Genomic DNA, 24,176 nt, shown 5'->3' with positions numbered 1-24,176 from the left:
AGCGGAGCCTCTTCTGGTAGCTGGTTGTCTCGCGAGGACAAACCTGTCTACCTAAGGAGCTCCGCTGCTCCACGTTCAACACGCCCTTGACACCACACCAACTCCCCTAACTAACCGGCCTTGGGGTTAACCCCTGAAACGGCGGGTTGCCCCCTCAGAATCTGGACGGGCAACCCACCGTCTCAGGGGTTATCCCCTGAGACGGCGCCGAGCCGAGGCTGGGTCAGCGGAGCTTCTCGACGGTGTAGTCGATGGCCTGGGTGAGCTTCTCGACGTCGTCGGGGTCGACGGCCGGGAACATCGCGACCCGGAGCTGGTTGCGGCCGAGCTTGCGGTAGGGCTCGGTGTCGACGATGCCGTTGGCGCGCAGCACCTTGGCGACGGCCGCGGCGTCGATCGAGTCGTCCAGGTCGATGGTGCCGATCACCAGGGACCGGGCGTCGGCGTCCTCGACGTACGGCGTCGCGTAGTCGGACTTCTCGGCCCAGGTGTAGAGCCGGTTGCTGGAGTCGGTGGTGCGGCCGACGCTCCACTCCAGGCCGCCCTGGCTGTTGATCCAGTCGGTCTGCTCGGCCATCAGGAACAGCGTCGCCAGCGACGGGGTGTTGTACGTCTGGTTCTTGCTCGAGTTGTCCACCGCCGTGGCCAGATCCAGGAACGCGGGGATCCAGCGCCCGGAGGCGGTGATCTCCTCGACCCGGGCCAGCGCGGCCGGCGACATCAGCGCGATCCACAGGCCGCCGTCGGAGGCGAAGCATTTCTGCGGTGCGAAGTAGTAGACGTCGACCTCGTTGATGTCGACAGGCAGGCCGCCGGCGCCCGAGGTGGCGTCGATCGCGACCAGCGCGCCCTCGTCGGCGCCTGCGACGCGCTTGATCGGCGCCATCACACCGGTGGAGGTCTCGTTGTGCGGCCAGGCGTACAGATCCACGCCGGCCTCGGCGACCGCGGCCGGGCGGCTGCCCGGGTCGGCCTTGATCACGGTCGGGTCGCCCAGGTGCGGGGCGAGCTGGGCGGCCTTGGCGAACTTGGACGAGAACTCGCCGAAGCTCAGGTGCTGGCTCTTCTCCCGGATCAGGCCGAAGGTCGCGATGTCCCAGAACGCGGTCGAGCCGCCGTTGCCGAGCACGACCTGGTAGCCGTCGGGCAGCTGGAAGAGATCGGAGACACCCTGCTGCACGCGGGCCACCAGGTTCTTCACCGGGGCCTGACGGTGCGAGGTGCCGAGCAGCTTGATGCCCTCGGTCGCCAGGGCCTGGACGGCCTCCGGGCGCACCTTGGACGGACCGGCGCCGAAGCGGCCGTCAACAGGCTTGAGCTCTGCGGGGATAGTGATGTCGCTGGTCACCAGCGGTTCCCTTCGTCGTCTGCTAGAAGATCCCGCCGACGACGCTGTCAGCACTCAACAGTCTTCCACATCCCCCCACGCCGTCCGCCGCGGGTCTCAGCCCGCCTACTCGTGCTTGCGGGTGGTGACTTCCTGGCCGGTCATCACGGCGACCGGCCCGTCCTCGCCGGGCACCCACTCGCCACAGGCACCGCCGCCTTCAGAGGTCCCCAACGACAGCGGCGTGCCGTCCATCCGCAGCGCCGGGTGGTAATACTCGGCCACCAGTTCAGCCTCGCCCTGGATGTAATGGCCGATCAGCGCCCGCCGGAACCGGTCGGAGCTGACGTTTGGCGCACTGCCATGCACCAGCGCTCCGTGGAAGAACAACACGTCACCAGGCGCCATCTCAACCGGTACTGCCGCGCCCGGCTCCGGCAGCGGCACTGTCACGTCGGTGAAGCTCACCTTGGTATCGGCCTTCTCGGTACACAGGATCGGCCAGCGGTGACTGCCCGGCACCACCTCGAGGCAGCCGTTCTCCACATCCACAGTGTCGAGCGCCATCCAGGCCGCCACACACGTCCCCGGCTCGGCCTTCAGATAGAAGTTGTCCTGGTGCAGCGCCTGCCCCCGCGACCCCGGCGGCTTGAAATAGATCATCGTCTGTACTGCGTACGGCGACCGCCCGAGCAACCCCGTCATCACCTCGTCGAGCCGGCCGTCGACCATCCACTGCAGCGACAACTCGTCCCACCGGTGCATCTGCGCCATCCGCGGATACCGCCGCAGCGGATCACGGCTCCCAGCCTGTACGCCGACCACGTCGCCCGAGTACGAGCCCCGGCCGCGCAACTCCATGTAGTGGTCCCGCAGCCGCTCGACCTCGTCCGCCCCGAACAGCCCACGGACCAACGTGTACCCCGCGGTGTCGAACTCCTGCTTGAACGAAACGCTCACGGCTAGCTCCCAACTGGATAGGCTGACCCTCAGATTCTCCGCTTGGATGGCCATCCACAGCGACGGGTGATCCACTCAAGGAGTTGACCTTTTGACGCATCACCCGGTTCTCGCCGGCCCGGTCGAGCTCGAGTTGCACTCGCCACCCACCTTCTGGCGATGCGAGCCGGCCTGGTCCTGGGTGTCTCCGCCGCAACAGGATCACCTGCTCTGGTGCGTGCTCGACGGCATCGGCCGCCTGGAACTCAACGGCAGCACCCGCGAGCTGGGTCCCGGCGTCTGCGCCGTCTTCGCGCCGGGGGACGCCCCCACGGCCAGCCACGATCCACGCCGGCGGTTGCTGGTCTTCGGGATGCACTTCGCCGTCAGCCCGGAGGGCGTAGTACCGGGGGAGCGTTGGGCAGAAGTCCAAGACCGGGTACTGCTCGGAGCGCTCGCCCGTAGCTCGGACACGGCGTACCGGCGGGGTGACGCGCTAGGGCGTAGGCAGGCCGAGCTGTGTCTGGAGCAGTTGCTCGGGCTCATCTGGGACGCAGCGCACAGCCCGCAGCCGAGTGCCACCGACACTGCGATCCAGGAGGTCGCCCAAGCCATCAGGCAGGACCCCAGTCGCGACTGGAGCGTCACCGAGATGGCTGCGCAGGCAGTGCTCTCCAGGGCGCAGTTCACCCGGAGGTTCGTCGCACAGCACGGTACTTCGCCCGCGCAGTACGTGATCCAGGCGAGGGTGGAGCGAGCGCATCAGCTCCTGACGGAGACCGGGATGACGGTCACCCAGGTCGCCGCTGCGCTCGGCTACACCGACATCGCGTACTTCAGCCGCCAGTACAAATACCGCACTGGCATATCCCCGGGCCAAGTCCGCAAATGAATCTCAGGCCCCCCGCTCCTTGGCCCACAGTTCGTTCCAGCCCTCGATCGAGGTGGCGGGGCGGGTTGCTGGGCCTGAGTAGATGGCGGACGGGCGGATCAGGCGGCCGGTGCGCTTCTGCTCCAGGACGTGGGCGCTCCAGCCCGCAGTACGGGCGCAGGTGAACATCGACGTGAACATGGGCGGCGGCACCTCGGCGAAGTCGAGCACGATCGCGGCCCAGAACTCGACGTTGGTCTCCAGCACCCGGTCCGGCCGGCGCTCGCGCAGCTCGGCCAGCGCGGCCTGCTCCAGCGCCTGGGCGACCTCGTAGCGCGGCGCGTCCAGCTCCTGCGCCGTACGCCGAAGTACGCGCGCGCGGGGGTCCTCGGCCCGGTACACGCGGTGGCCGAAGCCCATCAGGCGTTCGCCGGCGTCCAGCAGACCCCGCACGTACGAGCGGGCGTCGCCACTCTTCTCGACGCCCTCGATCATCGTCAGCACCCGGGCCGGCGCGCCACCGTGCAGCGGGCCGGACATCGCGCCCACAGCACCCGAGAGGGCTGCAGCGACGTCCGCGCCGGTGGAGGCGATCACTCGGGCGGTGAAGGTGGAGGCGTTCATGCCGTGCTCGGCGGCGGAGGTCCAGTACGCGTCGACCGCCTTGACGTGCTTGGGATCGGGCTCGCCACGCCAGCGGATCATGAACCGCTCGGTGATCGTGCTCGCCCTGTCCACCTCGCGCTGCGGCACCATCGGTTGCCCGATGCCACGAGCGGCCTGAGCGACGTAGGACAGCGCCATCACGGCCGCGCGGGACAGGTCGTCGCGAGCCTGTACGTCGTCGATGTCGTAGAGCTGGCGCAGGCCCCAGGCCGGGGCGAGCATCGCCAGCGCGGATTGGACGTCGACCCGGACATCACCAGTGTGCACGGGCAGCGGGAAGGGCTCCGCGGGCGGCAGCCCGGGCGTGAAGGCGCCGTCGACGAGCAGGCCCCAGACGTTCTCGAACGGCACCCGGCCGACCAGATCCTCGATGTCCACCCCGCGATAGCGAAGCGCCGAACCTTCTTTGTCCGGCTCAGCGATCTGGGTGTCGAAAGCGACCACACCCTCGAGACCGTGCTGGACGTCGACCTTTGGATCTGACATTCCGTGAGACTCCTTTGTCCGATCTTGTCCGATTTAGGCGCTCAGGCAGCATAGTTCTCCGCCTGACCGCACGGACAGATCTGTGACCGGTTCGGCGGGATCCTGCTGTTGTGCGAGACGGGCCGGGGGACAACTAGGCTCGGCCACGTGGATCTTGGAGAGATGCGGGAGACGTACGGCCTGGGTGAGCTGCTCGAGGAGCAGGTGGATGCCGACCCGGTGAAGCAGTTCGGGGTGTGGCTGGCGCAGGCGGCCGAGGCGGGGGTGCACGAGCCGAACGCGATGGTGCTCGCCACGGCCGACCAGGACGGGAAGCCGTCGGCGCGGACCGTACTGCTGAAGGGGCTCGACGAGCGCGGGCTGGTCTTCTACACCAACCAGCAGTCGCGCAAGGCCGACGACCTCGCCGCCAACCCGGCCTGCGCGCTCGTCTTCCCCTGGCTCGCGATGGAACGCCAGGTCCGGGTCGAGGGCACCGCGAGCAAGCTTCCGGCAGACGAGGTCGACGCGTACTTCGCCAGCAGGCCGCGCGGCTCCCAACTGGGTGCCTGGTCGTCCCAGCAGAGCCAGCCGGTGGACTCGCGTGAAGAGCTCGACCTGCAGTACGAGTCGTACGAGCGGCAGTGGCCCGAGGGCACCGAGATCTCCACCCCGTACTTCTGGGGTGGCTACCGAATCGAGCCCGTGGTGTTCGAGTTCTGGCAGGGCCGCACCGGCCGCCTCCACGACCGCCTGCAGTACCAGCGCACCGGCGACTCCTGGCAACTGCGACGACTCCAGCCCTAAGCCCTGGACAGCTCGCGTTCCTCAGCAGGCTCTTCCAAGGCAGGCCCCGTCTCCCGGAACCCGTACCGCTTCCACCACCGCGCCAGCGGCGCCGGCGCCCACCAGTTGGCGCGACCGAGCAGCCGCATCGTCGCCGGTACCAGCAGCGCGCGGACCACGGTCGCGTCGATGGCGATCGCGATCACCAGCCCGATGCCGATCATCTTGACGAAGACGATGCCCGAGGTGGCGAACGCGCCCACCACGATGATCAGCAGCAACGCAGCGCTGGTGATGATGCCGCCGGTGCGTTGCAGGCCGAGCGCGACGGCCTGGCTGTTGTCGCCGGTCCGGTCGTACTCCTCCCGGATCCGGCTGAGCAGGAACACCTCGTAGTCCATCGACAGCCCGAACAGGACGGCGAACAGCAGCACCGGGTTGGTCGCGTCGAGGAAGCCGGCCGGAGTGAAGTCGAGGAACCCGGACAGGTTGCCGTCCTGGAAGATCCACACCATCGCGCCGAACGACGCCGACAGCGACAACACGTTCATCAGCAACGCCTTGGCCGGCAACACGATGGAGCCGAAGGCAACGAACAGCAGGATGAACGTCACCAGCACGATGAACCCGGCCATCCACGGCAACCGCTCCCGCAGCACGTGCAGCAGGTCGACGAGGGCAGCGGTATCGCCACCGGCCTCGACCGTGACTCCCGCCGGCGGCTGGACCGCCCGAACCCCGGCGACCACGTCACGAGCCGGAAGCTCTTGCGACGTGTAGTGCGTGTGCACGACAACAGAAGCCACGCCATCCTTGAAGCCGCCCAGCTGTACCCCGGCGACGTCCTTCACGCGCCGAAGCTCAGCAATATAAGGCGCCAAGGAGTCGGGCGACGACGTTCGGGCAGACACCAGAACGTCGGACCCGCCCGCGCCGGCGAAGTCGCTCTGCAGCACCTCGGTCACCGTGCGACTGTCAGACCCAGCGGGCAGCGCGCGATGATCCACCCCACCCAATTGCGCTTGCAGGAAAGGGATCCCGAGGACGAGGAGCAGCGGGACGAGCACGACGACGTACCGGACCGGGCGGCGCATCACGCTGTGGGCCAGCCGGTACCAGGCGCCGTGCTCGCTCGAGCCGAGGCCGCCACCCCGTCGCAAGAACGGAAGTCGGAGGCTGTTCACCCGATGACCGAGCACGGCCAACAGTGCCGGCAAGGCGGTCAGGGCCGCGACCATGGCGACCAGGACCGCGGCAGCACCGCCGTACGCCATCGAGCGCAGGAACATCACCGGGAACAGCGCCAGGCTGGAGATCGCCACCCCGACGGTGACGCCGGAGAAGGCGACCGTCCGGCCGGCCGTGCGCATCGTCACCGACAGGGCCGTTTCGACATCGTTGCCGAGCGCAAGTTGTTCGCGGAACCTGGTGACGATGAACAACGCGTAGTCGATCGCGAGGCCGAGGCCGATCATCGTGACGATGTTGATCGAGAAGACCGAGACGTCGGTGAAGGTAGTCAGCGCGCGCAACACCACGAAGGCGCCGAGGATCGCCAGTCCGCCGACGAACAGCGGCAGGCTGGCCGCGACCAGGCCACCGAAGACCACCACGAGCAGGATCAGCACGATCGGCAGCGAGATCGACTCGGCCTGGACGATGTCGTGCTCGGCCTGGCTGTTCACCTCGTCGAACACGGCGACCTCGCCGCCCACCTTGACGTCCAGCCCCGCAGGCGCCGTCCTGACCTGCGACGCGATCTTGCGGAAGGTGGCCAGCCGCTCCTCGGGATCGGCGCCGGCCAGCGTCAGCACGGCGTACGTCGAGTGCTGGTCCTTCGACACGAAGGCGGGCGACTTGCTGCCCCAGAAGGTCGTCGTGCGGAGCACCTCGGCGGCAGGGAGCTGGGCGAGGTGGCTCTCGACGGTCTGCCGGAAAGCAGGGTCGGCGACGGTCTGCGAGTCGCTGCGGTAGAGCACGATCACGTCGGTACCGGTCCGGCCGACGGTCTGCTCGATCGTCCGGACGGCCCGGTACGCCTCGGTGTCGGGCGCCTCGAAACCACCGTTCGCGAGCGAGCCGAAGACGCCGGTGCCCCAGGCGATCGCGGCGACCACGAAGGCGCCGGTCAGCGCCAGCACCAGGCGGCGGCGCCGGTAGGTGAACCTGCCGAGTGTCTCGAACACGAAAGCCCTCCCGGGGCGTAAATTGAACAGTGATCGCCTAGGTGAACACCGTTAACAGTTAACGGTGTAAACTGTAAGCGGCACTAGGGTCTGCCTGTCAAGGGAGAGGACGGACGTGGACCTCAGCACACCGACGACCAGGCGCGACCGGCAACGGGCCGCGACGGTCGCCGAGATCAAGGCCGCGGCGCGCAAGCTGCTCGTCGAGGGCGGCGCGTCGGCCGTCGGCCTGCGCGCGGTCGCCCGCGAGCTCGGCCTCAGCGCCCCCGCCCTCTACCGGTACTTCGGCAGCCACGAGGACCTGATCTCCGCGCTGATCGCCGACCTGTACGACGAACTCACCGACGCGCTGATCGAGTTGCGCGACGGCGACCCGGAGGCCGATCTCGGCGGCAAGCTGTTCCTGGTCGCCGGGGGACTGCGCGACTGGGCGCTGGCGCATCCGGCCGAGTTCGGGCTGCTCTTCGGAGCCCCGGTGCCGAATCCGCACGCCGACGACCACGATCTGACCGCCGGTCATCTCGCGGCGATGCGGTTCGGCGCGGTCTTCAAGGACCTGGTCGCGCAGATCTACCGCCAGAAGCCGTTCCCGCACCCGGCGGAGGAACAGTTCGGAGCGGAGCTGGTCGCGCAGCTAAAGCAGAATTCGGAGTTCTTCGACGGGATGCCGGCCGGCGCGGTCTACCTGTCACTGACCTACTGGACCAGGCTCTACGGCCTGATCTGCATGGAGGTCTTCGGTCAGCTGCACTGGGCGCTCGAGGACGCCGGCGCCTACTTCGAGGCCCAGCTCTTCGAGATCGGCGAGGCCCTCGGCCTGGACTGCCCGCCCCCGGAGTCCGGAGTCCCCGCGGGCGGGCAGTGAGATCAGAACGGGCAGGTCGAGCGGTACTCCTCAACCGTCGTGCCGGCCCCCGGCCCCGGGCAGATGAACTGCTCGTAGCGGGTGTCGTCGTCGATGAAGCGCTTCAGCCAGGAAATGCTGTACTTCGCGACTGTCGTGTTCGGCGACGTGGGCGCTGAGTGGCTGGCGTTGTTCAGCTCCAGATAGGCCTTGTCGAGTGTGCCGGGCAGGCTGGTGTAGAACGGCTCGGAGTGGCTGCTGACCGGGGCGACGGTATCGCTCTCGGCGCCGACCACCAGGGTCGGCACGGATACTTGGGACCAGTTCTTGGTGGTGTTGTAGCCCGCCAACGGGATGGCTGCCTGCAGTGCCGGCCGGTCTTTGGCGGCCTCGAGCGAACCGCCACCGCCCATTGAGTGCCCCATCACGCCGAGTCGGGTGGCGTCGATTCGGCTGCGGACCGAGCTGGTGGAGGTCAGGTAGTCGAGTGCGGCCAGTAGCTGGTCACCGCGGCTGGCCGGCGAGTCGTAGCGGGACAGTGTGTCGATGGTGATGATGACGAAGCCCTGCGAGGCCAGCCGTGGTCCCAGCCAGGCGACGCTCGACTGGGTCGCCGTGAAACCGGGGGAGATGGCCACCGCGCCGAAAGTGCCTTCGCTGGTGCTGGTCGGGTAGTAGATGGTGCCGCCGCCGAAGCCCCGCACGCTGGAGGACGCGACTCCTACTTGGGCGGTGGCGAAAGGCCCCTGGGCGGCTTCGATGCTGGCGGTGGTCGGGGCAGGGCCACGCTCGTACGGGTTGTCGGCGGCTTGGGCGGCCTGACCGGTTGCCGGGGCCAGGAGGGTGGCGGCCAGCAGTGTTGCCACGAAGATCTGCGTCGGACGACGGCGGAGTTTGCTCACGGATACTCCTTCAGAAACGGAGGGGGCGGGCCGTCAAAGTAATCGCCTCGCTACCGTGCGTCAACGCCGAAAGAGTGAACCGGGCATGAAGAAGCCCGCGGGCGCTTCCTGGGACACGACCGGGTGGTCGAACCAAGGGTCAGGCGGACTTTCCTGACTACCCGCGGGCCCGGTGACTGGCGTAGTACTGGCTAGCCACATGCCCACCAAACAGAGTGGTTGACGGGGTTAGCCCGCCATCACCTCACGAGTCCGATTGCAATTCATGCGGTGGACCACCTCCCTTCGCGTGTACTCAGAACCTACGTCGCGGCCCGAGCGCGTTCAACCGGTTTTCGCCGACAGCGTGAGTGGGGCAAAATCCAGGGCATGGCCCTCCCCTCCCACCTCGAACTGGTGCAGGGCATCGTGCTGCCCAGGCCGGTCGGCGCCGACCCGGTGCTGGACTTCCTCAACACGCGCTCCGACTTCGCCGGCCGCGGTCCGGCGGCGAGCGAGTGGCTCACGTCGTACGAGGCCTTCGTGATCTGGAACGGGTACGTCGGGCTGCTGTCCGACGCGAGTGTTTTCCGGCTGATCGAGCAGTCCTCGCTCAAACCGACGGACGCGACGCGGCGACTGGACGCGGTTCGCGAGTTCAGGGCCGACCTGTACGACGTACTGACGGAAGAGGCGGCAGCCGGATCGTTCGAGGCAGTGGCGCGCGCGGTCGACCGGGCCACCGCGCGCCGTCACCTGAGCGCGGTACCGGCGGACGGGCTTGGTGTGCGGGCGTCCTGGGAGCTACCGGAAGACCTGGGGCTCCCGCTGGATCAGCTGGCCCTGCTTGCGTCCGAGCTGCTCACTGGCGCATCCAGGGACCACATCCACCTGTGCCCTGGCGACAACTGCGGCTGGCTGTTCCTGGACCCCAACGGCCGCCGCCGCTGGTGCTCCATGGCAACCTGCGGCAACCGCGCCAAGGTCCGCGCCCACGCAGCCAGAACCCGTTGAGTTGCGTCGTTCCTGACATTTGCAAGTAGTTGCAAATGGCGAGACCGAGGCATCAGAACCAGGTGCCCACGGTGTGTCATAGGTATGGAGAACTGGGGCGGGGTATCTCGGCGGGTCTTGCTCACGGGGGCAGTCGCGGTGGTTGCGGTGGGGGTCACGCCCACGACTTCCCCCAGAACGACCACTGCCTCCAAGCCGACCGCGCCCATGACAACCACACCGGCGCCGGCGCCGGCGCCGGGGAAGTTCGGTTCCGGGGTGCTGATGCCTTGGCAGAAGATGAGCCGGTTGATCTCCGATCCGCAGGACATCGAGTGTGCGGTCCGCACCGATGGCGTGTTCATGTTCGCGGACAGCATCGGGGTGGCAGGTGGCGCGGCGCTGGCGCAGCGGCTCGCTGGCCGCACGCAAGATGCGCTCGCCCTGCACAACTGGTCGGGCCGGCCGACAGGACCCGCGGCCGACGCCCTCGCGGCCTGGGCGCGGACCTACGGGCTGCCGGGCCGGATCCTGATGGCGACCGGCAGCAACGACATCTTCAACCCGCCGGTGGTCGCCGGGCAGATCGACCGGGTGATGAGCTTGGTCGGCAAGACGCGGACCGTCGTCTGGGTGAATGTGCTGGTCTCACGGCGCCAGTCGCGCGCCGCGGACCGGTCCAACAGTGCCTGGGTCAATCGGCAACTAACCGCGGCCACCCGCCGGCACCCGAATCTGCGGATCGTCCACTGGGCGGAGTTCATCGACGCCGAACCCAAGCGCCAGAACCGGTACCTCCGCGACGGCGTGCACACAACCCGGCTCGGCCAGGACGCCCGCAACGAGCTGATCGTCCGAGCCCTCGAAGCCGCCAAGGCCGTCTAGGCGAAGGGCCTGGCGCCAGGCTCAGTTGAAAAGCGCCGGGTCGACCAGGATCCAGGTGTGGCGGGCGCGGGCGAGGACGCGGCCGTCGGAGTCGTACAGGGTGCTTGCGGTGTGGGTCTTGCGGCCGTCTTCGCCGAGGATCCGGCCCATCAGGACGCAGGGCTCGTCTGCTTGCGGCCGGGCGTCGATACAGGCGGTCATCTGACCGAGCACCGACGGGCGCCCCTCCAGATCGATCGCCCAGCCGCCCGGACAGTCGAGTGCCGACCAGAGGAAGACCGGGTCGACCAGCCCGTCCGAGCCGGCCAGGTCAGCGGCGGGGTGCCAGGTGCACGCCGTCCGGCCGTCACCCAGCGGCCCAGGCTTCAACTGCAACCCCTCGCGATTCTCGGGACCGCAGACGAAGCACCCGGGGAAAGGATGGTCGACCAGCCCCTTGTACTGCGCTTCCGCCGCCAGCGCCTCGTCCGGATCGACCGGATCGACCGTCGCGTCGGCCAGAGTGTCCGCATCCACCGCAACAGCCTCGGCAACGGCGACAGCCCCGGTCAGCTGGGCCCGGGCCGGTTCGACCGTGAGCTCCAGGTCGGTCTCCATCGGCGGGGGTACCAGCAGGCGCACCCGGGGTGCCGTGTCCGCGGCGGCGACGGCCGCCAGCGCAGTACCGACCAGACCTGCGACATAGCCCCCGTTGCCCGACTGAGCAGGGCCTCTGAAGCGCGGCGCGATCCGCATCGTGGTCATGCCTGGAGACCTTACGGCCCGCCCGCGCAGCGCCGGAGCGCGGGGATTCCCGTGTTTTCTGAGCTTCTTTCCAGATTTACGGGTCTGACCACTCTCATTCAAACGTCCGTTTGAACTATGCTGTGGCCAGGCTACGGCGCGTGAGCAGGTGGGGTGCCTGAGCGAGCGGTGGCCGGGGGGAAGGAGAACTCTGTGGAAACACCCGTGGAATCAACCCGGGAGAGACTGCTCAACATCGCCGAGCAGAGGTTCGGCGAGGGGGGTTATGAGGGGACCTCGCTGCGCGCCATCACGGTCGCGGCGGCCGCCAACATCGCGGCGGTGAACTACCACTTCGGCTCGAAGGAAGCGCTGCTGCGCGCGGCGGTGGCGCGGGCAATGGCGCCGGTCAACACCGAGCGGCGGCGCCGGCTGGATCAACTGGAGGCGAAGGGGGAACCGAGCGCCGAGCAACTGATCCGCGCCTTCATCGAGCCGGGACTGGATCTCGTACTACGCCGCGGCGAGCGCGGGCCGGTGGTGGCCCGGTTCATCGGGCGGGTCGCGTTCGACCCGAGTCAGCGGATTCGCGAGTTGTATGCGGCCGAGTCGGATCCGGTCGAGGCGCGCTACCTGACCGCCTTGCAGGTGGCGCTGCCGACAGCGGCGCCGGAGTCGGTCGCCTTCGGATACCTGAACATGCTCGGCCTACTGGCTCTGCATCAGTCGCAAGCCTTGACCAGACCGCCGGGCGCCGAGCCCGGTCTCGACGGACAGGAGGATCCCGGCAGGCTCGCGGACAACCTGATCGCTTTCCTGGTGGCAGCTTTCGACCGCGGCCTGCGGCCCTGAACCCACCTGGTGCCCTGACGCCAGGGCACCAGGTGGTCTGCTCCAGGTTGTCCAGAAAATGCTCACGGATGTTCGAACCGGCAGGTAACGCTGCATAATGGCGCTCCGTGGATCCCTGTGAAGTCGTGGTTGCCGTCGATCTCGGTGGAACCCGGATGAAATGCGGCCTGGTCGCCGCCGACGGCGCCGTGCTGCACCGGGAGACCAGGCCGACGCCGCGCGAGGCCGGGGGCCGCGCCGTGCTCGACGCCCTGCTCGAAACCGTCGTCGAGCTGGGCCAGAAGGCCGCCGCCGACGGCCACCGCGTGCGCGCGGTCGGCGTCGTCGTACCGGGCATCATCAACGCCGAGAACGGGACGGTCAGCGCGGAGAACCTGGCTTGGTCCAACCTGCCGGTGCTCGCCGCGCTGAAGGCAGCGATCGGATCCGACCAGCAGGTCCTGCTTGCACACGACGTACGCGCCGGCGGTTACGCAGAGCTCCGCCAAGGAGCACTCACCGGTACGACGAACTCGCTGTTCCTCCCACTCGGTACCGGGATCGCCGCCGCGATGGTGGTCGACGGATCGCTGGTCAGCGGCGACGGGTACGCCGGGGAGCTCGGCCACACCCGCTTCGTCCACGGCCCGTCCGCCGAGCAGTGCGCGTGCGGCCAGTGGGGCTGCCTGGAGACGATCGCCTCCGCGGCCGCACTCGCCCGCCGGTACGCCGTCCGGACCGGCCGGGTGGTCGACGGAGCGCGTGAGGTGCTCGAGTTGCTGGCGCAGGGCGACGCCGACGCCGCGGTGGTGTGGCGTGAGGCGCTGGCCGCGTTGACCGACGCGCTGGTGCTCTACACGACCCTGGTCGCGCCGACGCGGATCGCTCTCGGCGGTGGCCTGGTCGGAGCCGGTGAGACCTTGCTGGCCCCGCTGCGCGAAGGTGTTCACGCGCGACTGACGTTCCAGCGCGAGCCGGAGATCGTGGCCGCGGTACTGGGTGAAGAGGCCGGCTGCCTGGGCGCCGCTTGGATGGCCTGGGACCGGGTGGCTGCCGACGAGAGCGGAGAAGAGACGCAATGACGACGTATCGGGTGGGGCGACTCGTCACCCCGGACGATGTCCTCGAGAACGCCTGGCTGCAGGTGTCGGACGGCGACATCCACTCCTTCGGGCGACGCTCCGAGGGGATGCCGGCCGATGGTCAGCGGCCGGAGGACCTCGGCGATGTGACCGTGGTACCGGGCTTCGTCGACATCCACACGCACGGCGGTGGCGGGTCGACGTACTCGACCACCGATCCCGAGGAGGCACGCAAGGTCGCGGCCTTCCATGCCAAGCACGGCACCACGACGACGATGGCCAGCCTGGTCACCGGGCCGCTCGACGAGCTCGTCTCCCAGACCGCCTGCCTGGCCGATCTGGTCACCGACGGTGTGATCGCCGGCGTGCACCTGGAAGGGCCGTTCCTGTCGGCCGCCCGGTGTGGGGCGCACGAGCCCACGCTGCTGCGCGACCCGGTCGAGGGTGACGTGGCCAAGGTGCTCAGCGACGCGGTGAAGATGGTGACGATCGCGCCGGAGCTGCCGAGCGGGCTGAACGCGATCCGGCAGGTCGTCGACGCCGGCGTGGTCGCGGCGCTCGGGCACACGGATGCGACGTACGAGCAGATGATCGCGGGCGCCGACGCGGGCGCGACGGTGGCGACCCACTTGTTCAACGGGATGCGGCCGTTCCATCACCGCGATCCCGGCCCGGTCGGTGCCGCGCTGAACGATCCCCGGCTGCTGCTCGAGGTGATCAACGACGGGATGCACCTCGACCCGCAGGTCGTTCGCGTCGCGCTCGCCGCGGCCGGTGTGGATCGCATCGCGCTGATCACCGACGCGATGGTCGCCACCGGGATGCCCAATGGACGCTACATGTTGGGCAGTCTCGAAGTGGACGTCAAGGACGGCCTCGCAACGCTTGCCCACGGCTCCCATTCGATTGCCGGCAGCACCTTGACGATGGACGTTGCCTACCGCAACGCGGTCCTGGCCGGAGTGTCCCTGGTCGATGCGTCGCGGATGGCGTCGACGACGCCGGCTGGGGCGTTCGGCTGGTACAACGTCGGCGGGATCGAGACCGGTAAGCGGGCCGATCTGGTCGTGCTGGACGAGGACTACCAAGTCCAGAAGGTGATGCGGGCCGGTTCGTGGCTGGACTGATCGGGACCGTCACCCTCAACCTGGCGCTCGACGTCACGTACCGCGTCGACGAGCTCGTGGTCGGCGGCAGCCATCGCGTCGCCTCGCCGCAGCAGCGGGCCGGTGGCAAGGGCGTGAACGTCGCCCGGGTGGCCGCGACGCTGGGGCACCAGGTGCTCGCGCTCGGGCTCGTCGGCGGGCTGACCGGCGAGATCGTCGCCGAGGAGCTGTTCGACGCCGGGCTGACCGCGTTGCTGACGCCGATCCTGGCGGAGACGCGCCGGACTGTTGCCATCGTCAACGGTGTCGACGGGGACGCGACCATCTTCAACGAGGCCGGGCCTTCGGTGACGGAGGACGAGTGGCGCGCCTTCTACGAACGGATGCCATGGGCGAGGCTGGACGTGCTCGCGTGCTCGGGGAGTCTGCCGCCGGGTCTGCCCGCTGATGCCTACGCGGAGCTCGCCGTCCGTGCCCGGCACCACGACGTACTGACGGTGATCGACGTCGGCGGCGCTGCCTTGGTGGCGGCCGCGAAGGCCGGTGCCGTGGTTCGCTCGAATGCCGCCGAGCTTCGCGAAGCGCTGGGTGACCTCAGCGTCGAGGAGGGTGCACGGCAACTGGTGAGCGCCGGCGCGACCGCCGCGGTGATCACGGACGGCGCCCGCGGAATGGTTGCTGCTAGCAAGCAAGGCGCCTGGCGCGCCCTGCCCGTCGAGCGGGTCGCGGGCAACCCGACCGGCGCAGGAGATGCCTGTACTGCGGTGGTCGCGGCCGCCGTTGCGAGTTCCCCTGAGCCCGACTGGCCTTTGGTGCTCAAGTCGGCCGTGGCCGCCTCGGCCGCCGCCGTGCTGACCCCCGTCGCCGGGGACATCGATCTCGAGGCCTACCGGCGGTGGCAGCCGCTGGTGGCCGTCCAAAGTCTTTAAAGGCTTTTAAAAAAAGGGAGTAAGTCATGCCGCTGGTTTCCGGGGCCGAGGTTGTGCTGGGTGCCGCCAAGGACGGACGCGGGGTCGGCGCGTTCAACGTGATCCAGCTGGAGCACGCGACCGCGCTGATCGCCGGCGCCGAGCAGCTCGGCGCGCCCGTCATCCTGCAGATCAGCGAGAACGCGGTGAAGTACCACGGCTCGCTGAAGCCGATCGCCGTCGCCACGCTGGCCGCCGCGGCCGCCGCCGAGGTCCCGGTCGTCGTGCACCTGGACCACGCGATGGACCGCGACCTCGTCACCGAGGCGGTCTCGCTCGGCTTCACGTCGGTGATGTACGACGCATCGAAGCTCGACTACGCCGACAATGTCGCGGCCACCACCGAGGTGACCAACTTCTGCCACGACCACGGCGTCTTCGTCGAGGCGGAGATCGGCGAGGTCGGCGGCAAGGACGGAGTACACGCGCCCGGAGCACGCACCAAGCCGGCCGAGGCGCTCGCCTTCGCCGAGGCGACCGGCGTCGACGCGCTGGCCGTGGCCGTCGGCTCGTCCCACGCGATGACGGAGCGGAACGCCGAGCTCGACTTCGAGTTGATCGCCGCGCTGCGCGCCGCAGTACCGGTTCCTCTTGTTCTGCACGGTTCTTCCGGTGTCGCGGACGCCGATCTGACCCGCGCGGTCGAGGCCGGGATGACGAAGGTCAACATCGCGACCCACCTCAACAACGTCTTCACGGCAACGGTCCGCCAGGTCCTGGCCGACCAGCCGAACCTGGTCGACACCCGCAAGTACCTCGGCCCCGCCCGTACTGCGGTCGCGGCCGAGGTAGCTCGCCTGCTGGGCCTGCTGAAAGCCGTTTGATCAGGTCAGGTCGCGCTTGACCCGCCAGAAGGAGAAGCCGGTCAGAAGTGCTGCCAGTAAGAGGAACAGGCTGGTCTCACGCCACTGCAGATCCCAGAACCTGTTGGCCGGCTGGTACTTGATCACTTGCCGATAGCCATCGTCCGCGAGCCGCTGGAAGCAGGAACTCAGCGGCGGGCGGGTGCCCCGCTCCTCGCCAGGTGGTGGCGGGCCGCACTCCGCGACGTAGCTCGGCAGGGTCTTCTGGGCCTGGCCGGCCGAGTTCACGGTCTGCTCGGACAGCTTCCAGTTGCCTTCGCCCTCGAGTTTCGCCTCGATCCGCATCACCGTCGGATTCTCGTCCGGCCCGGACAGCTGCAAGCCCCGCATGTTCTCGATTGTCACGATCACGTTCGCCTCGACCGGCGTCATCAGGTGCGGCCGGAGCAACAGCGGCGACAGCACCTGGACGGCGATCACGGCCGCGAGGGTGACGGCGATCGAGACCACACTGCGCCGGATGACCAGACCCACGGCGACCCCCAGTGCGAACGCGAAGGCCGCGTAGCCGATCGGCACCACACCGCGAGCGCCGAAGACCGGGGGCAACAGCCGCGGCACGTTGAAGATGCCGGCTGCCTGGCCGGTGCCGATCGCGTCGTCGATCGGGTCGGACCACCACGTCACCGCGAGGCTGAGCAGGCCGGTGACGGCGATCGCGCCGAGACCGGTGACCGCGAGCTTGGTGACCAGCCAGCGGGTCCGGGTGATGCTCTGGTTCCAGACCAGCCGATGGGTGCCGGCCTCCAGCTCCCGAGCGATCAACGGTGCGCCCCAGAACGCGCCGATCACCGGCGGAGCGGCGTACACGAGGACTTGGCCGACGGTGTAGAGGTAGGTGTTGATCCGGTCGAACTGGATCTGCTTGAGGAAGCCGCCGGCGTACTGCTGGTAGTCGTCGGCCAGGCCGGGGCCGGTCACTGTCAGGAAGATGGCGAGGACTGCGACGGCGACGATCACCACCAACGCCTGCAGCCGGAACTGCCGCCAGGTGAGCCAGATCATCGCTGTACCTCCAGCAGGGGGCGGTTGTTCTGCGGCGCCGAGGTCGAGCGGCCCATGTAGGCGAGCACGATGTCCTCGAGCGTGAGCTGGGAGACCGTCCAAGCCGGATCGAGGATCGGCTCGTCGGTGCGGACCAGGTAGGTCGACTGGCGATCGGTGTGGCTGGAAGAGACGATGTGCTGGCTGTCCGGCATCGATTTCTCGTCCCGCCGCGGGCCGACCAGGCGGTAGTGGGTGGCGAGCAGGGCGTCGATGTCGCCGCTGATCTGGACGCGCGAGTCGACCAGGACGACGAGGTAGTCGCAGGACCGCTCGACATCGGAGACCAGGTGCGAGGAGAGGATGACGCTCAACTCCTGCTCGGTGACGGCCTCCATCAGGTCCTGCAGGAACTCACGCCGGGCCAGCGGATCGAGCGCGGCCACGGGCTCGTCGAGGATGAGCAGCTCGGGTCGCTTGGCGATGCCGAGAGTCAGTGCGAGCTGGGCGCGCTGACCACCGGACAGCTTGCCCGCCCGCTGCTTCGGGTCCAGCCCGAGGCGCTGGATCCTCGCCTGGGCGAGCGAATCGTCCCATCCGGGATTGAGCCGGGCGCCGAGTTTCAGGTGATCGGCGATGCTCAGCCGCGCGTACGTCGGAGTGTCCTGCGCGACGAACCCGACCTTCGCGAGCTGCGGTCCGCCGACCGGGGCGTCGAGGACTTCGATGCTCCCGGCGGTCGGTGTCAGCATGCCGACGGCCAGGTTCAGCAGGGTGCTCTTGCCGGCGCCGTTCGGGCCGACCAGGCCGACCACGCGGCCGGCCGGAAGGTCCAGAGTGCAATCGGTCAGCGCCCAGCGACGGCCGTACTTCTTGCCCAGACCCTGGGCCCGCAGTGCGGCGGTCATGCTATGTCCGCCTGAGCGCTGGACCGAAAGGTGGTCTGGAACAACGCCTCGATGCTCTCGTCATCCAGGCCGGCTTTCCTTGCCTTGGACAGCCAGAGCTGCAGGTCCCGCCGCAGCGGTCCGTGGGCGGCCAGGCTGTGGTCGGTCAACGTCCGGGTGACGAACGTGCCGCGCCCCGGCCGGGCCGCGACCAGATCCTCGTGCTCCAGCTCGCGATACGCCTTCAGCACGGTGTTCGGGTTGATCGCCAGTTGCCCGACCACGTCTTTCACGGTCGGCAGCTGGTCACCCTCCCGCAACAACCCCAGCCGCAGCGCGTTCTTCACCTGCTGAACGATCTGCTGGTACGGCGACACCCCCGAGCGCCCGTCCAGATGGAATTCGATCATCCTTAGCCCCATTCATCTAGTTAACTAGTACAATACCTAGATGAGGCAAGACGTCAAGGGGATCAGCGGATCGCGTCGTACCGTCGCAGGGCTTCGAGCCGGGCCTCGGCGTGGTCCACGATCGGCTTGGGATAGTCGGAGGTGCCGAGTTCGGGGATCCAGCGGCGCTGGTACTCGCCGTCCGGGTCGAACTTCTTCGCCTGCGTGCTCGGGTTGAAGACCCGGAAGTACGGCGAGGCGTCGGCGCCGCAGCCGGCCACCCATTGCCAGTTCAGCGAGTTCGACGCCAGATCGCCGTCCACCAGGTGCTGCATGAACCAGCGCGCCCCGAACCTCCAGTGCACCTGAAGGTCCTTCACCAGGAACGACGCCACCACCATCCGCACCCGGTTGTGCATGAACCCGGTCTCCGCCAGCTCCCGCATGCCCGCGTCCACGATCGGATACCCGGTCAGCCCGCGGCACCAGGCGTCGAAGCCCGCGCCCGGCTCGTCGTACTCCAGCTTCTCGAACTCCGCCCGCAGCGGCTTCCAGGCCGCGTCCGGGTTGTTCGTCAGCAGATCGGCGCAGAACTCGCGCCAGGCCAGCTCCCGCCGGTACGCCTCGGCCCCGGCGCTCCGCTTCTGCGCCAGGTCGGCGAGCATCGTTCGCGGATGGATCTCCCCGTACTTCAGCGGCACCGACATCCGCGAGGTCGCATCGAGATCCGGCCGGTCCCGGACGTCCCGGTACTCCGCGACTTCGTCGAGGTACGCCTCCCAGTGCTTCCGGGCGAGCGCCTCCCCGGCAACCACCTCGACCTCGGGCAACTCCTCACCCTGGAGCTCGACCCACTCGACCGACGCCGGCGCGTCGACGGGCTGTCGCCAGCCATGTTCGAGCCAGCTGCGGAAGTACGGCGTGAACACGAGGTACGACGACCCCTGTTGCGTCAGCACCCGCCCCGGCGCAACGGCGTACGGGGATCCGGTCCTGACGAGCGGGCAGCCAAGCGCTTCCTCGACCGCGCTGTCACGCCGTTGCCCGTATGGCCCGTAGTCGGCCGAGATGTGCACGCTGGCCGCCTCGACCTCACCGGCGACGGCCGGAACCACGGTCGCCGGATCACCTCGCCGGACGACGAGCCTGCCGTCGAGCGCGCCGGACAGACTCCGCAACGACGCGATGAGGTGATCCCGCCGCGGCGTACCTGCCTGATCCCACAACAAAGGGTCGACCACGAAAAGCCCGACCACCCTGCCCCCGCCTGCCGAGACCGCATCGAGCAACGCGGGGTGGTCCGCCAACCGCAGATCCCGCCGGAACCACATCACCGCTGTAGCCATCCCCAGATCGTCGCCGATGAACAACTTTGAGCGACACTCCGCAGAAATCGAACACACGATTGGGTAAGGCTTGCCTCAGTAGGTGAGAATGGATGTCGTGAGCGAGCTGATCGATACCACCGAGATGTACCTGCGGACCGTCTATGAGCTGGAAGAAGAAGGCATCCTGCCGCTGCGCGCGCGGATCGCCGAACGGCTCCACCAATCCGGACCGACGGTCAGCCAGACGGTGGCCCGGATGGAGCGCGACGGACTCGTCACGGTCGAGGGTGACCGTCACCTCGAGCTCACCGCGGTCGGCCGGATGCAGGCCACCCGGGTGATGCGCAAGCACCGGCTGGCCGAGCGGCTGCTGGTCGACGTGATCGGGCTCGAGTGGGAGGACGTGCACGCCGAGGCCTGCCGCTGGGAGCACGTGATGAGCGACGCGGTCGAGCTGCGCCTGCTGAAGATCCTCGACAACCCGACCGAGTCGCCGTACGGCAACCCGATCCCGGGCCTGGAGGAGCTCCAGAAGGAGAGCCTCGCGACCCCGATCGGCGAGTTCCGGATCGGCGTCGAGCCGCTCGACAAGGTGCTCGACCAGGCCACCGGCGACAGTGTGCGGGTGCTCGTCCGGCGGATCGCCGAGCCGGTGCAGAGCGACGACGACGCGATGTCGGTGCTGCGCCGCGCGGGCGCGCTGCCCGGTCGCGAGGTCGACTCGATGCTGGACGCGGAGGGTGTCCTGGTGGGCAGCCGTGAGGCGGGCGGCGTGATCAGCGACGAGACCGCCGGTCACATCTTCGTCAGCCTCGCTTAAGACTGCACCAAGAATCCGCACCCAAAGCTCTCGATGCTGTACTGAGAGTGCGCAGGCAGTAACGTCTGTCCGCGATGCCTGAGAACGATATCGACTGGCCGGGATACCTGCGGGAGTTCCACACCGCGGCCCCGGGCAGCACTGAAGCCCTGTTGTCCCGTGCGGTGGCCGGGGACCACACGCCCTACCGCTGGCTGGTCCGCGCGGTCTCCGGCGAGGCGCGACGCGTCCTCGACCTGGCCTGCGGCAACGGCCCGGTCGCCCGCGAGCTGTACGGCCGGTGGGTGGTCGGCGTCGACAACAACGCCGCCCAGCTCGCCGGCGCCCCCGGCCCGAAGGTCCAGGCGGACGCGCTCCACCTGCCGTTCGCCAACGAGGCCTTCGACGTCGTCACCTGCTCGATGGGCCTCGCGGTACTGCAGCCGCTGCCCGAAGTACTGGCCGAAGCCGCTCGCGTACTGCGCCGCGGCGGCGTGCTGGCCGCGACGGTCCCGGCGGTCCGGCCGCTGCGCCGGGGCGACATCCGCACGCTCACCAGCCTGACGACGCGGCTGCGCTCGACGCCGCAGTTCCCGGGTGGCGGTGAGATCAAGGACCTGAAGGATCAGCTGCGCGCGGCCGGTTTCGACGTGATGGAGTCTCAGCGCGAGCGGTACGCGTACACGGTCCGCTCCCTCGACGACGCCCGCCGCCTGGTCGGCGCCTTCTATCTGCCCGGTACGTCGGACTCCCGCCGCGAGGCCGCCGCCGTCTGGCTGGCCGAACGCGCCGAGACCAAGGACGGCCTCCAGGTCGCCATCCCGGTCCGCCGCATCACGGCCATGCGCACGAAGGTCGCCCTCGCCTGATCCGTCATCCAGACCAGTGCAGGGCACAGGGCGACTAGCTGACCGGTCATGGGTACCGTTCATGCTGTGTCTGCTCTGACTTGGTCCATTCGTGCGCTCGATCGCGCGCTGGACGGTGAGCGGATCTACCGCGAGCTGCTCGCGGACGAGCCGGCAGCCTTCTGGCTCGACGGCAGTCTGACCGACCGGGACGCCCGCCGCGTCTCGGTCCTCGGTACGTCGACGGGCCACGGCGCGGACGTCGTCGTCCGGGATGTCGCCGACGGTGACGTCTTCGCCGAGCTGCAGCAGCTGTTGAGCGCGCGATCAGCCGAGCTGGACGAAGTACCGGCTGAGCTACGGGACGTCTTCAGCGGCGGCTACGTCGGGTACTTCGGCTACGAGCTCAAGGCGCTCACCGGTGGTGCCCCGGCGCACGAAGCGCCGACTCCGGATGCCTTGTGGATCTGGGCCAACCGCTTCCTCGTGCTCGACCACGAGGAGAACCGCACCCTGCTCGTCGCCGTCCACGCCCCCGGCGACGCCTCGGCAAGCGCTTGGCTCGACCGTGCCGAGTCCGCGGCCGCGAGCTGGTACCTGGGCTGGCGGGAGCCGCCCCCGATCGCCAGGCTCGACCTCGAAGCGCACCTCGAGCAGGACCGCGCCACCTACCTGGCCGGGATCGACGCCTGCATGGCCGCCCTCGAAGCCGGCCAGACCTACGAGGTCTGCCTGACGAACCGCGTCCGCCTGCCCGCCATCGACGACCCCTTCGAGTTCTACCTCTGGCAACGCCAGAGCAACCCCGCGCCGTACTCCGCCTTCCTCCGGTACGGCGAACTGGCGGTGGCGAGCTCCTCACCCGAGCGGTTCCTGACCGTGGACGGCGACGGCTGGGCCGAATGCCGCCCGATCAAGGGGACCGCGCCACGCTCGCCCGACCCCGCCCAGGACCAGCTGGTCGCGAAGGCGCTCGCCGAGGACGAGAAGACGCGCGCCGAGAACCTGATGATCGTCGACCTGATCCGCAACGACCTCGGCCGGGTCAGCCGGCCGGGCACCGTGCAGGTCCCGCAGCTGATGGCGGTGGAGAGTTTCCAGACCGTGCATCAACTCGTCTCGACGGTTCGCGGGCAGCTGCGGGCGGGGGTGGACGCGATCGACGCGGTCCGGGCGTGCTTCCCGCCGGGGTCGATGACGGGGGCGCCGAAGATCCGCACGATGGAGCTGCTCGACGAGCTCGAGTGGTCGGCGCGAGGGGTGTACGCGGGGGCGCTCGGCTACCTGACCGTGGACGGCCGGGCCGATCTGAGCGTGGTGATCCGGACCGCGGTGATGACTCCGGGGGAGACCGTGGTCGGGGCGGGTGGGGCGATCGTGCTCGATTCGGACCCGGTCGCGGAGTACGACGAAATGGTGCTCAAGGCAACAGCGACGATCCAGGGGCGGACAGGATGACAGGGGTGGCAGGATGACAGGGGTGGCAGGATGACTTCCTTGCAGGTGGCGGATTCCTTCTTGGTTGCCAACGGCAAAGTCCGTGGTCTCGACCTGCACCGGCGCCGCTTCACCGCGTCGTGCGCGGCGCTCGGCGTCGAGGCGGGCGAGTACTTCGACGACCAGGTGAAACGCCTGCCCGCCTTCGGCCGCTGGTTCCCCCGCTTCGAACTGGATGCCGACGACAACCTCTCCGTCCACCTCCGCCCGGCCCTACCCCAAGGCGGCCGGATCCGCGTCGTAGTCCACGACGGCCCCGATCCCCGCACGAGACCACTGGTCAAAGGCCCCGACCTGGAGGCCTTGGGTGCCCTGAAATCCCAAGCCACCAAGGCTTTCGGTGCCGATGAGGTCCTCTTGACCGATCCTGACGGCGTGGTAGTCGAAGCGGCCTACTCAGCCGTCCTCTGGTGGGAAGACGACACCCTCTGCATCCCACCCACCACCCGCGCCTACCTCCCTTCAGTCACCTCCGAACTGGTCCGCCGAATCGCCGCTGCCGAAGACATCGAAGTAGCCGAACGCGCTCGCACTGCAGCAGACCTGGCGACCACGGAAGTCTGGCTGCTCAACGCCCTCCACGGCATCCGCCCGGTGGAAGCCTGGAACCACGACCCGATCGACCCGTTGCCCTTCACCCGCTCCAAGCCCTGGCAACAAACCCTCCTCGGACTCGCCACCGGCATCTGACCTCTCGCCCCACCCCGACCGGCGTTCGACCGGGTCGGCGACCCCGACTCCTCAGCCACTAGCGCGTTATCCGACCGCTAGCGTGCTGCAGAGCCTGTTGCGATTTGGGGTTTGGGGGCAAGAAGCGGTGAGCGGTGGCGATCGGGGACCCGTGGGGCGGTTGATGCCAGGTTGGCTTACGGCGGGATGCTCTGGTGCGAAACAATTCGGCGCCGGGCGGAGTGGCTGTACACAAGGGCAGGAAGTAGTCGGGCGTTCGGCCGGGCGCCACGCTCACGGAGGCGGCGCCCGGCCGCAGTACGGGCACTACTTCCTGCCGTTATGCACACTTTCCCATT

At 68.7% G+C, this 24,176-nt stretch carries 24 protein-coding genes; 14 read left to right on the top strand and 10 right to left on the bottom strand.

Annotation, left to right across the window (positions count from 1 at the left end; genetic code table 11):
- Positions 1–223 precede the first annotated feature (223 nt).
- Together serC and G3I17_RS38075 are read right to left on the bottom strand one after the other, a co-directional pair.
- A complete protein-coding gene (serC, locus tag G3I17_RS38080; RefSeq protein WP_203591321.1) occupies positions 224–1,351 on the bottom strand; it encodes a phosphoserine transaminase in 1,128 nt (375 codons plus the stop codon).
- 102 nt (positions 1,352–1,453) lie between these two features.
- Entirely contained in the window at positions 1,454–2,287 is an 834-nt protein-coding gene (locus G3I17_RS38075; protein ID WP_164604071.1) for a phytanoyl-CoA dioxygenase family protein, read from the bottom strand.
- 91 nt (positions 2,288–2,378) lie between these two features.
- Between G3I17_RS38075 and G3I17_RS38070 the strand changes: the two genes are divergently transcribed.
- Positions 2,379–3,158, top strand: coding sequence for an AraC family transcriptional regulator (locus G3I17_RS38070; RefSeq protein WP_164604069.1), 780 nt, complete (start codon positions 2,379–2,381; stop codon positions 3,156–3,158).
- A gap of 3 nt (positions 3,159–3,161) precedes the next feature.
- Here G3I17_RS38070 and G3I17_RS38065 read toward each other — a convergent pair whose 3' ends face one another.
- Positions 3,162–4,289 carry a citrate synthase 2 gene (locus G3I17_RS38065; RefSeq protein WP_164604067.1) on the bottom strand — a complete coding sequence of 376 codons (1,128 nt, stop codon included), beginning with the start codon at positions 4,287–4,289 and terminating at the stop codon, positions 3,162–3,164.
- 147 nt (positions 4,290–4,436) lie between these two features.
- On the opposite strand from G3I17_RS38065, the gene pdxH reads away from it, so the two are divergent.
- Positions 4,437–5,075 (top strand): pyridoxamine 5'-phosphate oxidase, encoded by a 639-nt coding sequence (pdxH, locus tag G3I17_RS38060; RefSeq protein WP_343238552.1) that lies wholly within the window; start codon positions 4,437–4,439, stop codon positions 5,073–5,075.
- Here pdxH and G3I17_RS38055 read toward each other — a convergent pair.
- Positions 5,072–7,240 (bottom strand): MMPL family transporter, encoded by a 2,169-nt coding sequence (locus tag G3I17_RS38055; RefSeq protein WP_164604065.1) that lies wholly within the window; start codon positions 7,238–7,240, stop codon positions 5,072–5,074. The two genes, pdxH and G3I17_RS38055, sit on opposite strands and share 4 nt — an antisense overlap.
- Before the next feature lie 115 nt (positions 7,241–7,355).
- Here G3I17_RS38055 and G3I17_RS38050 point away from each other — a divergent pair, with 115 nt between their 5' ends.
- Positions 7,356–8,105 carry a TetR/AcrR family transcriptional regulator gene (locus G3I17_RS38050; protein WP_164604063.1) on the top strand — a complete coding sequence of 250 codons (750 nt, stop codon included), beginning with the start codon at positions 7,356–7,358 and terminating at the stop codon, positions 8,103–8,105.
- Positions 8,106–8,107: 2 nt separating this feature from the next.
- On the opposite strand, the gene G3I17_RS38045 is transcribed toward G3I17_RS38050, so the two are convergent.
- On the bottom strand, positions 8,108–8,956 hold the full coding sequence (locus G3I17_RS38045) for a dienelactone hydrolase family protein (RefSeq protein ID WP_343238553.1): 849 nt from the start codon (positions 8,954–8,956) through the stop codon (positions 8,108–8,110).
- 399 nt (positions 8,957–9,355) lie between these two features.
- On the opposite strand from G3I17_RS38045, the gene G3I17_RS38040 reads away from it, so the two are divergent.
- Complete coding sequence (locus G3I17_RS38040; protein WP_164604059.1) at positions 9,356–9,979, top strand: CGNR zinc finger domain-containing protein; 624 nt, start codon at positions 9,356–9,358, stop codon at positions 9,977–9,979.
- A gap of 207 nt (positions 9,980–10,186) precedes the next feature.
- Positions 10,187–10,843, top strand: a complete 657-nt coding sequence (locus G3I17_RS38035; protein ID WP_164604057.1) for a hypothetical protein — start codon at positions 10,187–10,189, stop codon at positions 10,841–10,843.
- A 21-nt stretch (positions 10,844–10,864) separates the two neighbouring features.
- On the opposite strand, the gene G3I17_RS38030 is transcribed toward G3I17_RS38035, so the two are convergent.
- Positions 10,865–11,587, bottom strand: coding sequence for a hypothetical protein (locus G3I17_RS38030; RefSeq protein ID WP_164604055.1), 723 nt, complete (start codon positions 11,585–11,587; stop codon positions 10,865–10,867).
- A gap of 192 nt (positions 11,588–11,779) precedes the next feature.
- Here G3I17_RS38030 and G3I17_RS38025 point away from each other — a divergent pair, with 192 nt between their 5' ends.
- The 5 genes from G3I17_RS38025 (at position 11,780) to G3I17_RS38005 (ending at position 16,377) form a co-directional block, all read left to right on the top strand.
- Positions 11,780–12,418: a TetR family transcriptional regulator gene (locus G3I17_RS38025; RefSeq protein WP_164604053.1), complete on the top strand. Its 639-nt coding sequence runs from the start codon at positions 11,780–11,782 to the stop codon at positions 12,416–12,418.
- Positions 12,419–12,525: 107 nt separating this feature from the next.
- Positions 12,526–13,479: an ROK family protein gene (locus G3I17_RS38020; protein ID WP_343238551.1), complete on the top strand. Its 954-nt coding sequence runs from the start codon at positions 12,526–12,528 to the stop codon at positions 13,477–13,479.
- Positions 13,476–14,606 carry an N-acetylglucosamine-6-phosphate deacetylase gene (nagA, locus tag G3I17_RS38015; protein WP_164604050.1) on the top strand — a complete coding sequence of 377 codons (1,131 nt, stop codon included), beginning with the start codon at positions 13,476–13,478 and terminating at the stop codon, positions 14,604–14,606. The genes G3I17_RS38020 and nagA overlap by 4 nt, the downstream gene beginning before the upstream one ends.
- On the top strand, positions 14,594–15,514 hold the full coding sequence (locus G3I17_RS38010) for a hexose kinase (protein WP_164604048.1): 921 nt from the start codon (positions 14,594–14,596) through the stop codon (positions 15,512–15,514). Before nagA ends, G3I17_RS38010 begins: the two co-directional genes overlap by 13 nt.
- 26 nt (positions 15,515–15,540) lie before the next feature.
- Positions 15,541–16,377, top strand: coding sequence for a class II fructose-bisphosphate aldolase (locus tag G3I17_RS38005; RefSeq protein ID WP_164604046.1), 837 nt, complete (start codon positions 15,541–15,543; stop codon positions 16,375–16,377).
- Here the strand turns inward: G3I17_RS38005 and G3I17_RS38000 are convergent, their stop codons facing one another.
- The 4 genes from G3I17_RS38000 to G3I17_RS37985 form a co-directional block, all read right to left on the bottom strand.
- Positions 16,378–17,421, bottom strand: coding sequence for an ABC transporter permease (locus G3I17_RS38000; RefSeq protein WP_164604044.1), 1,044 nt, complete (start codon positions 17,419–17,421; stop codon positions 16,378–16,380).
- Positions 17,418–18,308 (bottom strand): ABC transporter ATP-binding protein, encoded by an 891-nt coding sequence (locus tag G3I17_RS37995; RefSeq protein WP_164604041.1) that lies wholly within the window; start codon positions 18,306–18,308, stop codon positions 17,418–17,420. Before G3I17_RS37995 ends, G3I17_RS38000 begins: the two co-directional genes overlap by 4 nt.
- Positions 18,305–18,697 (bottom strand): GntR family transcriptional regulator, encoded by a 393-nt coding sequence (locus G3I17_RS37990; protein ID WP_164604039.1) that lies wholly within the window; start codon positions 18,695–18,697, stop codon positions 18,305–18,307. Before G3I17_RS37990 ends, G3I17_RS37995 begins: the two co-directional genes overlap by 4 nt.
- A gap of 62 nt (positions 18,698–18,759) precedes the next feature.
- The gene (locus tag G3I17_RS37985) at positions 18,760–20,022 is read right to left on the bottom strand and encodes a deoxyribodipyrimidine photo-lyase (RefSeq protein ID WP_164604038.1); all 1,263 of its coding nucleotides are present in this window, start codon (positions 20,020–20,022) and stop codon (positions 18,760–18,762) included.
- Between the two features lie 97 nt (positions 20,023–20,119).
- On the opposite strand from G3I17_RS37985, the gene G3I17_RS37980 reads away from it, so the two are divergent.
- The 4 genes from G3I17_RS37980 to G3I17_RS37965 all read left to right on the top strand — a co-directional run bounded on the left by G3I17_RS37980 (position 20,120) and on the right by G3I17_RS37965 (position 23,838).
- Entirely contained in the window at positions 20,120–20,824 is a 705-nt protein-coding gene (locus tag G3I17_RS37980; protein ID WP_343238550.1) for a metal-dependent transcriptional regulator, read from the top strand.
- A gap of 74 nt (positions 20,825–20,898) precedes the next feature.
- Positions 20,899–21,672 carry a methyltransferase domain-containing protein gene (locus G3I17_RS37975; protein WP_164604034.1) on the top strand — a complete coding sequence of 258 codons (774 nt, stop codon included), beginning with the start codon at positions 20,899–20,901 and terminating at the stop codon, positions 21,670–21,672.
- A 66-nt stretch (positions 21,673–21,738) separates the two neighbouring features.
- A complete protein-coding gene (gene pabB / locus G3I17_RS37970) occupies positions 21,739–23,109 on the top strand; it encodes an aminodeoxychorismate synthase component I (protein ID WP_164604032.1) in 1,371 nt (456 codons plus the stop codon).
- A gap of 30 nt (positions 23,110–23,139) precedes the next feature.
- Positions 23,140–23,838, top strand: coding sequence for an aminotransferase class IV (locus G3I17_RS37965; protein WP_164604030.1), 699 nt, complete (start codon positions 23,140–23,142; stop codon positions 23,836–23,838).
- The last annotated feature ends 338 nt before the right edge of the window (positions 23,839–24,176 follow it).

This window comes from Streptomyces sp. SID13031 (genome assembly GCF_010548305.1).
Lineage (GTDB): Bacteria > Actinomycetota > Actinomycetes > Propionibacteriales > Kribbellaceae > Kribbella.
This window is presented reverse-complemented; position numbering and strand designations above follow the sequence as displayed.

Excerpts from the sequence above, each read along its gene's own strand:
- G3I17_RS38065 (WP_164604067.1), bottom strand. The coding sequence starts at position 4,289 with ATGTCAGATCCAAAGGTCGACGTCCAGCACGGTCTCGAGGGTGTGGTC.
- G3I17_RS38040 (WP_164604059.1), top strand. The coding sequence starts at position 9,356 with ATGGCCCTCCCCTCCCACCTCGAACTGGTGCAGGGCATCGTGCTGCCC.
- G3I17_RS38035 (WP_164604057.1), top strand. The coding sequence starts at position 10,187 with ATGACAACCACACCGGCGCCGGCGCCGGCGCCGGGGAAGTTCGGTTCC.
- G3I17_RS38030 (WP_164604055.1), bottom strand. The coding sequence starts at position 11,587 with ATGACCACGATGCGGATCGCGCCGCGCTTCAGAGGCCCTGCTCAGTCG.
- nagA (WP_164604050.1), top strand. The coding sequence starts at position 13,476 with ATGACGACGTATCGGGTGGGGCGACTCGTCACCCCGGACGATGTCCTC.
- G3I17_RS38005 (WP_164604046.1), top strand. The coding sequence starts at position 15,541 with ATGCCGCTGGTTTCCGGGGCCGAGGTTGTGCTGGGTGCCGCCAAGGAC.
- G3I17_RS38000 (WP_164604044.1), bottom strand. The coding sequence starts at position 17,421 with ATGATCTGGCTCACCTGGCGGCAGTTCCGGCTGCAGGCGTTGGTGGTG.
- G3I17_RS37995 (WP_164604041.1), bottom strand. The coding sequence starts at position 18,308 with ATGACCGCCGCACTGCGGGCCCAGGGTCTGGGCAAGAAGTACGGCCGT.
- G3I17_RS37990 (WP_164604039.1), bottom strand. The coding sequence starts at position 18,697 with ATGATCGAATTCCATCTGGACGGGCGCTCGGGGGTGTCGCCGTACCAG.
- G3I17_RS37985 (WP_164604038.1), bottom strand. The coding sequence starts at position 20,022 with ATGGCTACAGCGGTGATGTGGTTCCGGCGGGATCTGCGGTTGGCGGAC.
- G3I17_RS37975 (WP_164604034.1), top strand. The coding sequence starts at position 20,899 with ATGCCTGAGAACGATATCGACTGGCCGGGATACCTGCGGGAGTTCCAC.
- G3I17_RS37965 (WP_164604030.1), top strand. The coding sequence starts at position 23,140 with ATGACTTCCTTGCAGGTGGCGGATTCCTTCTTGGTTGCCAACGGCAAA.